At 41.0% G+C, this 9,803-nt stretch carries 9 protein-coding genes; 5 read left to right on the forward strand and 4 right to left on the reverse strand.

Annotated elements, in window-relative coordinates; genetic code table 11:
- Positions 1 to 744 (forward strand): 3'(2'),5'-bisphosphate nucleotidase CysQ (gene cysQ / locus CXF78_RS02540; protein ID WP_102035876.1); only part of this gene is annotated, 744 nt, incomplete at its 5' end.
- A gap of 254 nt (positions 745 to 998) precedes the next feature.
- Here cysQ and mnmH read toward each other — a convergent pair.
- Both mnmH and selD read right to left on the reverse strand, forming a co-directional pair.
- Positions 999 to 2,099, reverse strand: a complete 1,101-nt coding sequence (gene mnmH / locus CXF78_RS02545; protein WP_102035877.1) for a tRNA 2-selenouridine(34) synthase MnmH — start codon at positions 2,097 to 2,099, stop codon at positions 999 to 1,001.
- The gene (selD, locus tag CXF78_RS02550) at positions 2,099 to 3,154 is read right to left on the reverse strand and encodes a selenide, water dikinase SelD (protein WP_102035878.1); all 1,056 of its coding nucleotides are present in this window, start codon (positions 3,152 to 3,154) and stop codon (positions 2,099 to 2,101) included. Before selD ends, mnmH begins: the two co-directional genes overlap by 1 nt.
- A gap of 196 nt (positions 3,155 to 3,350) precedes the next feature.
- Here selD and CXF78_RS02555 point away from each other — a divergent pair, with 196 nt between their 5' ends.
- Positions 3,351 to 3,965, forward strand: a complete 615-nt coding sequence (locus CXF78_RS02555) for a TetR/AcrR family transcriptional regulator (RefSeq protein ID WP_102035879.1) — start codon at positions 3,351 to 3,353, stop codon at positions 3,963 to 3,965.
- The gene (locus CXF78_RS02560) at positions 3,952 to 5,808 is read left to right on the forward strand and encodes an MFS transporter (RefSeq protein ID WP_102035880.1); all 1,857 of its coding nucleotides are present in this window, start codon (positions 3,952 to 3,954) and stop codon (positions 5,806 to 5,808) included. Before CXF78_RS02555 ends, CXF78_RS02560 begins: the two co-directional genes overlap by 14 nt.
- Positions 5,809 to 5,885: 77 nt before the next feature.
- On the opposite strand, the gene CXF78_RS02565 is transcribed toward CXF78_RS02560, so the two are convergent.
- Positions 5,886 to 6,995, reverse strand: coding sequence for an acyl-CoA desaturase (locus tag CXF78_RS02565; RefSeq protein ID WP_059745177.1), 1,110 nt, complete (start codon positions 6,993 to 6,995; stop codon positions 5,886 to 5,888).
- Positions 6,996 to 7,151: 156 nt separating this feature from the next.
- On the opposite strand from CXF78_RS02565, the gene fabR reads away from it, so the two are divergent.
- On the forward strand, positions 7,152 to 7,769 hold the full coding sequence (gene fabR / locus CXF78_RS02570) for an HTH-type transcriptional repressor FabR (RefSeq protein WP_011635616.1): 618 nt from the start codon (positions 7,152 to 7,154) through the stop codon (positions 7,767 to 7,769).
- Positions 7,770 to 7,848: 79 nt separating this feature from the next.
- Here fabR and trmA read toward each other — a convergent pair whose 3' ends face one another.
- The gene (trmA, locus tag CXF78_RS02575; protein WP_102035881.1) at positions 7,849 to 8,946 is read right to left on the reverse strand and encodes a tRNA (uridine(54)-C5)-methyltransferase TrmA; all 1,098 of its coding nucleotides are present in this window, start codon (positions 8,944 to 8,946) and stop codon (positions 7,849 to 7,851) included.
- Between the two features lie 129 nt (positions 8,947 to 9,075).
- Between trmA and murI the strand changes: the two genes are divergently transcribed.
- A partial coding sequence (gene murI / locus CXF78_RS02580; RefSeq protein ID WP_102035882.1) for a glutamate racemase occupies positions 9,076 to 9,803 on the forward strand: 728 nt, incomplete at its 3' end.

The raw sequence follows: 9,803 nt of genomic DNA on the forward strand, positions 1-9,803 counted from the left end.
GATATTTACCTTAAAGGTAACTTCAAGCGCGAAATTAAGTCCGACAATACTCCTGTCACGTCTGCCGATTTAGCCGCGCACGATATTATTTGCCGTCAGTTAGCGGAGCTAACGCCTGATATTCCTATTTTAAGTGAGGAAGCTGCAGATATCCCATTAAGTGTCCGTGAAACATGGAAACGCTATTGGTTAGTTGATCCATTAGATGGCACGGGTGAGTTTATTGCGGGTAGTGGTGATTTTTCTGTGATTATTGCCTTAGTTGAACATAACCGTCCTATTATGGGAGTGGTTTATGTGCCGATGACTAAGGTGTGTTATTACGCAATAGCCGGGCTAGGTGCTTATAAGCGTGATGGTAAGAACGAGATACGTATCACCAGTAAACAATTAACCGGTGATGAACCAGAGAATTTACGTTTAGCGGTCAGTCGTCGTCAAGATCCGCAATCAGTTTTAAAGTTACTCAATAAACCTAATCATTGTGAGTTAGTGGTGATGGGTGGTGCAGCATTAAAAAGTTGTTTAGTGGCCGAAGGACGTGCTGATTGCTATGTACGCTTAGGACCTACTGGGGAATGGGATACCGGTGCTGCGCAGATCATTATTGAAGAAGCAGGCGGTGCACTGATTGATATTAATTTACAGCCTATGACCTACAATGAGCGTGAAACACTCGAAAACCCAAATTTTATTGTTGTAGGCAGTGCAAATCTCCCGTGGGATATATTGTTAACTAATTAGTTTGTTTATATTTTCAATGAAGATTAATTGATTTTTTGATGTGTTGTTTTTTTAAACATAGGTCAATTTATTAATCATATACTTGGCAACGACATTAAACACGTGATGTAAGTCGTGATGGCTGTGTGCGGTTTTACCTGTTAATACCAATGAGCCTTGAGCGACTGTTGCCTGATTCATGTTGATTTGAATACTGTATCTGACAAGTTACATATAAAAATGCCCTCATCACGAGGGCATTTTTGTGAAATGACTTATGACTTATGTTTATCTAACCATTGATGTATAGCTTGTCTGTCGCCTTGAAAGATAACTCTGTCCTGTTTCTTTTCAAGTTGATACAGATACATCGGGTCATAATAAATATCGAGTAACAGACTTATCCAGTCTAAATGCTTACTGGTATCATTTTGGCTTTGTTGTACGTTTAGCGCATTATCAACTAAGTCCTGCAATTCTTGATGTTGCTTACCACCTAAGCGTTTACGAATGCCCAATAAGCTTTGAGCCAAATAAGCTTTAAATGCATCGAAACCCGCTTGCTCACCTAATCCAGATACATAATCAGTCAGTTTTTGTTCAACATAGTCATTTAATAAACGCGGCAAACGTGCGTCTAATGGTTCGTCGAGTACGATAATATCAGCTTGCTGCATCGCGCTGTAAAAATGCTTCGGCAGGGCTGAACGACCAATTAGCATACTTTCATCTTCTAATAGCAAATGGTTATGTTGCTGTTGTTGATGCTTCAGCAATGCCACGGCTAAATTATTTTCGAAGTTAATTTGACTGGGTTGCGGATCGATATTTTTGCCAAAGCTAGACCCTTTATGGTTGGCAAGGCCTTCAAGGTCGACAGACTCATCTCGCTGATGGATAACTTCCGTTTTACCACTACCTGTTATACCACTTAAAATCAGCACTTTAGATTGGCTTGGCGCTTGCTCGATAGTATTAATTAAAAAACTACGTATGGCTTTGTAACCCCCTTCAATATAAGGGATGTCCATGCCTGATTCTTTAATCCATTGCTGTGATAGCTTTGAGCGCAAACCGCCACGAAAACAATATAAATAACTGTCAGGATGTTGTGACAGCTGAGCAAGCCAAGCATCTATACGTTGTTGTTTAACTTTACCTTTCACCAGCTCATGACCTAATGCTATAGCAGCTTCTTGGCCACGTTTTTTATAGCATGTACCCACTTTTTCGCGTTCACCATCTTGCATTAACGGTAAATTAATCGAGTGGCCAAAAGCGCCTTTAGTAAATTCGATAGGCGCTCTTACGTCTATTAATGGACGGTTTTCTAATAGAAGTCTGCCATATTCTGAGCTGGGAATAACCTCGCTCATTAGCTTAATTCCACAAGGACATCGTGTCCGTCAGCGTGAGGCTCATAAGTATTGAGCATACCGATACAAATAGCGTCAATTCCATTGGCTTCTAATAGTGTTTTAAGTTCCTGTTCTGCCTCTGCACTCACGGCAACTAATAGTCCTCCACTGGTTTGTGGGTCGCAAATAATTGCTTTTTGGTCATCCGTTAGTGGCGGTAAATGTTCGCTATAACTGTCAAAATTACGATGAGTACCACCTGGAATACAGCCTTGAGCGAGGTAATCACTGACTTTAGGGAGTAAAGGGACTTGGGATAAAACGATATTAGCTTTAAGTTGTGCGCCTTGGCATACTTCAATTAAGTGACCTGCCAGTCCAAATCCTGTGACGTCCGTTAATGCATTAACCCCAACAATTTTAGCGATATCAATACCAATCGTGTTGAGCTGACACATGGCATTAGGGGCAATTTGGCTGTCTTCATCACGCAGCTTTTTCTGCTTTTGTGCTGTAGTCAGAATGCCAATACCAATCGGTTTGGTGAGGTATAGACGGTCATTCGCTTTGGCAGTGTTGTTCTGTTTTACTCGCTCAAGCGGTATTTGGCCTGTAACCGCTAAACCAAAAATAGGTTCAGGCGCATCAATACTGTGACCGCCAGCCAACATAATACCGGCATCGGCACAAGCTTGGCGTCCGCCATCAACTACTTGTTGGGCTACTTCAGGTGGTAATAAGTTAACCGGCCAGCCTAATATCGCAATAGCCATAATTGGCGTGCCGCCCATGGCATAGATATCGCTGATTGCATTGGTTGCGGCAATTCTACCAAAGGTAAATGGATCATCCACAATGGGCATAAAGAAGTCGGTGGTACTGATAATGCCGGTTTGTTCATTGAGTTTGTAAACTGCAGCATCGTCACGGGTTTGATTACCGACTAATAAATTGGGGTCAGTAAACACGGGAAGTTGTGACGCAAGAATAGTGCTTAAGACTTTAGGAGAGATCTTACAGCCGCAGCCTGCGCCATGGCTATATTCGGTAAGTTTTATATTGGTATGAGGCATGGTTGTGTTTCTGTCGCTGGCTTATTGATGAGCAATTATAATGTTTCTCAAGGATTATTTCTTGGTTATTCGCGGTTTATCAAACCTAGTCGTGTATTTTTAATTAAAAAAATAATTATTATGAACGTTGTTTTTTATTTTGTTTGCTGTTAATTTATCAACTTAATAAGGTGCATATCATTTTTAGGTTGGTATTGTGGCGAGACGAAAAGAGCATACGCATGAGCAGATCCGCCATATGGCTATTAGTGCAGTGGTTGAGCATTTACAATGCCATGGCGTCGATAACTTAAGTTTACGAAAAGTTGCGGCAACCATTGGTTACGTGCCAAGTACGTTAATTAATATTTTTGGTAGTTACCAATACTTATTACTCGCGGTATCTGAGCAAACATTGCTACAGCTTGCTGCGCAGTTACAGTTAATTAAACCGACCACGCCAAAACAAACAATTGAGCAAATGGCATTAGTTTATAGTCAGTTTGCTTTAGCGAATCGACGCTGTTTCCGATTGGTATTTGAATTATCAATGGCGGGTGACCAGCCTTTACCTGTGGCTCACCTCGGGCTGATTAAATCATTATTTTCTGACGTTGAGTCTCAGCTAAGTCAATACTTTCCTCTTGCATGTGAGCAAGAGGTTGAAACGATGAGCCGCGTACTTTGGGGTGGGATACATGGGTTAACGTGTTTGTCATTGGATGGAAAGCTATTTGAGACACAATCCTGTTTACAAGACATGTTGACGAGTCATGTAAGCAGTTATATTGATGGAATGAGCATAAAAAGGAATTCAAATGCTGCTAACTAAACGATTTTTCCCCTATTTTGCGACCTTATGCCTAGGTGCGCTTAATGACAACTTTTATAAAAATGTGTTGCTCTTGTTAGTGACGTACAGCCAATTAAATGCATTACCGATTGACGTTAACTTGTTTGTTAATTTAGCTGCTGGCGTATTCATTTTACCTTTTTTCTTGTTTTCTGCTCATGCAGGTATCGTGGCAGACAATATGAATAAGGCAAAATTGATTCGACGGTTAAAGTTGTTAGAGCTGATTATCATGTCGACAGCGGCTATCGCGATTATCAGTCAGAGTTATATGGTGATGTTGCTGCTGCTATTTTTAACCGGCAGCCAGTCTGCATACTTTGGCCCAGTAAAATACTCATTATTACCTCAAGCCCTAAGCGAAGCAGAGTTAGTAAAAGGTAATGCTCTGGTTGAAATGGGCACTTTTTTGTCGATTCTTGTCGGTACCCTAAGCGCCGGTTTGGTGGTGTCTAATGAAAATGGTTTAACGTGGGCTGCAATCATTGTCTGTGTGTTGGCTATTTGTGGTTATCTTGCCAGCCGTGCGATTCCTTCATTGCCTGCCCAAGGTGATTTAAACCCTAGTAAATTTTCGTTATTTTCTGGCACTTGGCGTTGTATTAATAAAGCGCGACAAACCAAGACTATTTGGATGGCCATTCTCGCCATTAGCTGGTTTTGGTTCTTGGGTGCCACCTATTTAACTCAATTCCCTAACTTTGCCAAGCTGCACTTACATGCCGATGCTACGGTAGTATCATTGTTACTGGCGTTATTTTCTGTCGGTATTGCAGTTGGGTCATACGTGTGTGAGCGTTTTTCGTTTGGGCATGTTGAGTTAGGCTTATTACCATTTGGGGTCTTGGGCTTAAGCGTATTTAGTTTTGACATGATAGCAGCTATTCCGCTAGAGCTAGTTGAGCCAGGTTTTGTGTATAGCTTCGAGTCATTTATCGCTAACGCGCAGCATTATCGTGTGATGATCGATTTGTTTCTTGTCGGCCTAAGTGGCGGGATATTCATTGTGCCACTGTATGCGTTTATTCAAACTCGTGCAGAAAAACAAGAATGTGCTCAAGCTATTGCGGCGAATAACATCATTAATGCCTTCTTTATGGTGGGCTCTGCAGTATTATCGATAGTGTTGCTTGGGATATTTCAGTGGAGTATCCCTGAATTATTTATGCTTGTCGGCGTGCTTAATTTGGTTGTGCTGTTATATGTTTACTCGCAAGTGCCAGAGTTTACCCAACGCTTTATCAGTTATTTGCTGAGCCATGTTATGTATAGGGTGAATGTACGAGGTAGAGAACATATTCCGGCACAAGGGGCAGGAATTATTGTCAGTAATCATGTGAGTTACGTTGATGCGTTAGTCATTATGGGCGCATCGACTCGACCTATTCGGTTTGTAATGGATAAGTCGATTAGCGAAATTCCATTATTAAAGTATTTGTTTCGGCACGCTGGCGTTATCCCAATCTGTTCACCTAAAAAGTGTGAGTCGACATATCTAAATGCATTTGAACAGATACACCAAGCATTAGCTAACGATGAGTTAGTGTGTATTTTTCCGGAAGGGAAGTTAACTCCAGACGGTGAAATTGGTGAGTTTAGACCTGGCATTGATAAAATTTTACAACGGGATCCTGTGACGGTAATACCGTTAGCGTTAACAGGGTTATGGGGATCTTACTTTAGCCATAAAGGTGGGCATGCACTGACCACTTTTCCTAAACGTTTCTGGTCTAAAGTATCGGTGAGTATTGCACCTTCAGTTGACGGAGCTACGACCAATTGCAAAGCGTTACAGCAGCAGGTGACTCAGCAATTTAATTAGCACATGATGTACTAGTGAAGCTGCTCAAAACAAAAAAGGTCACGTGCGTACGTGACCTTTTCTATATGTGTTTAAACTTACGACGTATAAGCAGCTGTGAGGCTTTTCCAATTTCGTTGTTGTTCAAGAAACTGATTACGTAATAATTGCACTTGTTGCTTCAGATTGTGATCTGTAAGTTGCTTACGCTTCGCCTCTAACAAACTCTTTTTGGCTTGATAATAGTCAACTAAGTGTTGCTTCATCAGCTCATACTCTGCTTGAAACTTTTCTATAATTTCATCGCAGTTAGGTAAGTGAGCAACCTGATTCTGAGCTTGTAAAAGTTGCATCTGCAAACGTGCACTTTCAATACGCTCTTGTGGCACTTTACGTAAATCACTCGCTAAACCAAACCAGTTCATAAGCTTGATTAACCATTTGGTTGGATCGTAGTCCCACCATTTGATGCCATTGCGATAATCATTTTCAAAAATATGATGGAAGTTGTGATACCCCTCACCGTATGTAAGTAACGCTAAAAATGCATTATCTCGGGCTGAGTTTTTATCTGTGTACGGTTGTTTACCCCAAATATGGGCTAATGAGTTAATAAAGAAAGTACAGTGATGTACAACCACTAAGCGTAGTAAACCGGCCATAAGTACCATTGATAAAATATCGCCATTTAACCAACCTATAAATGCTGGTAAACCAATATTCATTAAGATCACTAAGGCTAAGTAGTGCTTGTGCTGCCACATAACGATACGATCGTTTTGTAAGTCGCGCACGTTGTTGTAGTCGCTGTAACGACTCGCTTGATACTCACGTAGCATCCAACCTATGTGGCTGTACCAAAATCCCATTTGAGCTGAGTACGGGTCTTTATCATTATTATCAACATGTTTGTGATGGATGCGGTGATCACTACACCAATGCAATGCGCTGTTCTGTAGCGCCAATGCTCCACCTAATGCGTATAAAAAACGAACTGATGCATGGGCTTTATAAGCCTTGTGTGACCATAATCTGTGGTAACCCGCAGTAATCGATAGACCACTTGCGTAAGCGAAAACAACAAATGCAATCCATTCAATGCCATCAAAGCCATGGGTAAAACCACGCCAAGGGATTAATACCACGGCGCCGATAAAAGTAATGGCAAATAACAAGGTATTAAGCCAAATGATTGGAGGTTTTTTCATTTAGTAGGGTTCCAATAATAGGTTTAAATAAGTTGAGCGTACAATTGTACGCTAATTTAACTTAGTGAACCAGTCATGGTCAAGCTTAACAGGGCTGTGTTTCTGTTTTAAAAACGGTATTATCTGTGAATTAATATTGACTGAATGGATTAGTAAATGGGTGTTAGAGCACAACAAAAGGAAAAAACACGTCGTGCATTAGTGGATGCTGCATTTAATCAACTCAGTGCTGAACGAAGTTTTTCCAGCCTAAGCTTACGTGAAGTTGCTCGCGAAGCTGGTATTGCGCCCACATCATTCTATCGCCATTTTAAAGATATGAACGAACTTGGCTTGACCATGGTCGATGAAGGCGGATTAACATTACGTCAAATGATGCGTAAAGGTCGTCAACGTGCGGAAGCGGGTGGTAGTGTGATCCGTATTTCTGTCGACACGTTTATGGAAGTATTAGAGTCAAATCCGAACGTATTTCGAATACTATTACACGAACGATCCGGTACCTCAGCAGCATTTAGAGCTGCAGTTGAGCGTGAAATTGAACATTTTATTTCTGAACTTGCCCATTACACCGAAGCACAGGCAAACCGAACACCTGTATTAGCGCGTGCTCAAGCTGAAGCGTTGGTTATTTTAGTGTTTAATGCGGGAGCATCAGCTTTGGACTCTAAACGTAGTGAGCGTAAATCATTGGCCGATCAGCTCGTACTGCAGTTGCGTATGGTCGCAACGGGAGCTGAAGCGCTACAGCACAAAATAGACAATCGCGCCTAAGTATAAGCATTACGTGATAGATACAAAAAGGGCGCGAATATTCGCGCCCTAGTATTATGTGTAACTAAAATTAATCAGGTTACTTGCGAACCAGTAATACGCCCGATTCCATATGGTCGGTATAGGGGAATTGGTCAAATAGCGCAAAGCGCGTTATTTTATGCGTTTGGCCTAAGGTTAACAAATTGTCATTCAGTGTTTCTGGATTACATGAAATATACAAAATCCGCTCATAACCTTGGATAAGCTTTAATGTTTCAGGGTCAATGCCTGCTCGAGGAGGGTCAACAAAGATAGTATTACAATCGTAACTGTCTAAGTCGATGCCTTCTAAACGTCTAAATTGGCGCTTTTTCGCCATAGCATCACTAAAGTCTTCAGCAGACATGCGAATAATTTGAACATTATCAACGTGATTAATATCGATGTTGTATTGCGCTGCATCAACTGAAGGCTTGGCCAGCTCTGTTGCCAATACACGATTGAAATTTTGTGCCAGTGCAATCGTAAAATTACCATTACCACAGTACAATTCTAGTAAATCACCCTGGCTGTCTTTAGTCGCATCAATAGCCCATTCCAACATTTTTACAGAGACTTTTGCATTCGGCTGAGTAAAGCTGTTTTCAATTTGTTTGTAATGCAATACCTGTTCATTAACCGTTAAGGTCTCAACAACAAAATCTTTGTCTAAATCGATTTTTTGCTTACGCGCACGGCCTATAATGTTGACATTGAATTGAGCAGATAGCTTATCTTTTAATTGAGTCGCTTGTTCACGCCATTCTTCATCAAGCTGGCGGTGGTACAACAAAGACACTAAAATTTCACCACTTAACGTCGACAAGAAATCAACTTGAAACAACCGATAACGTAATGCAGGGTTAGGTGTTAATTCTGCAATTAATGCAGCCATCATTTGATTAATGATTAAACCCGCAGGTAAATATTGATCGCAACGCACTTTTGCATTCAGTGCTTTATCAAACATGTAGTAATATAAGTCATCACCTTGATGCCACATCCTAAATTCAGCACGCATACGATAATGCATAGGCTCAGAAGCAAAGACTTCAAGCGCTGGTGGATTGAAATCGGCAAAGGCCTTTTCTAGCTTGATGCGCTTTTGTTGTAATTGTGCATCGTAGTTTTTAGGATCCATTGCAGCTAAATTCATATCGTCCACCTAATTACGTAAAAAAGGGCGCAAATATTATACTAAATGACGCTGATGTCTAGTATTACGCACCTAAGTATAAAGTGACCCGACGATTAATGCTGAGCATATACATATTTGGAGCCCATATTGTCTGGACCTATTTTAGTGTTTGATTCTGGTATCGGCGGATTGTCGGTAATGAACGAAATTAGAAAACAGCTACCACTGCATGATTATTGTTACTTATTTGATAATGCACGTTTACCCTATGGCAATTTATCAGAGCAAGAGTTAATAACTGGATGTGTTGCACTTATTACTTATCATGCGCGACGTTTGAATGCCAGTATTGTGGTGGTTGCCTGTAATACCGCCAGCACTTTGGTATTGCCTCTATTACGCCAGCAATTAACCATTCCTATCGTGGGAGTTGTTCCTGCTATTAAACCTGCGGCAATGTTATCGAAGAAAAAGCACATTGGCTTATTGGCTACGCCTGGAACAGTGAAACGAGATTACACTCAAGCATTAATCAATCAGTTTGCAGGAAACTGTAAAGTTGAATTATTTGGGACTTCAGATTTAGTATTACTTGCTGAGCAGTATGTTGCTCAACAGCAAATAGATATGGACAAGCTAAACGAAATCTTAGCACCCATAGCGGCATCAAATATTGATGTCCTAGTATTGGGCTGTACCCATTTCCCTATGATAGCGACAGAAATAAGTCATTATCTTGGTGAAGGGGTAACACTATTAGATTCAGGGGAGGCGGTAGCAAAGCGGGTAAGGTTTTTACTGAGTAAAGAAAGTAATAGTAATAAACAATTACAAGCGTGTTATACCAAAGATATTGGCCAAGGGCTGAAAGCAGC

Source organism: Shewanella sp. 11B5 (assembly GCF_002836795.1).
Taxonomy (GTDB): domain Bacteria; phylum Pseudomonadota; class Gammaproteobacteria; order Enterobacterales; family Shewanellaceae; genus Shewanella; species Shewanella frigidimarina.

Bases quoted from the DNA above. Each gene is read 5' to 3' on its own strand.
- mnmH (WP_102035877.1), bottom strand. From the start codon at position 2,099: ATGAGCGAGGTTATTCCCAGCTCAGAATATGGCAGACTTCTATTAGAA.
- trmA (WP_102035881.1), bottom strand. From the start codon at position 8,946: ATGAATTTAGCTGCAATGGATCCTAAAAACTACGATGCACAATTACAA.
- selD (WP_102035878.1), bottom strand. From the start codon at position 3,154: ATGCCTCATACCAATATAAAACTTACCGAATATAGCCATGGCGCAGGC.
- fabR (WP_011635616.1), top strand. From the start codon at position 7,152: ATGGGTGTTAGAGCACAACAAAAGGAAAAAACACGTCGTGCATTAGTG.
- CXF78_RS02560 (WP_102035880.1), top strand. From the start codon at position 3,952: ATGCTGCTAACTAAACGATTTTTCCCCTATTTTGCGACCTTATGCCTA.
- CXF78_RS02565 (WP_059745177.1), bottom strand. From the start codon at position 6,995: ATGAAAAAACCTCCAATCATTTGGCTTAATACCTTGTTATTTGCCATT.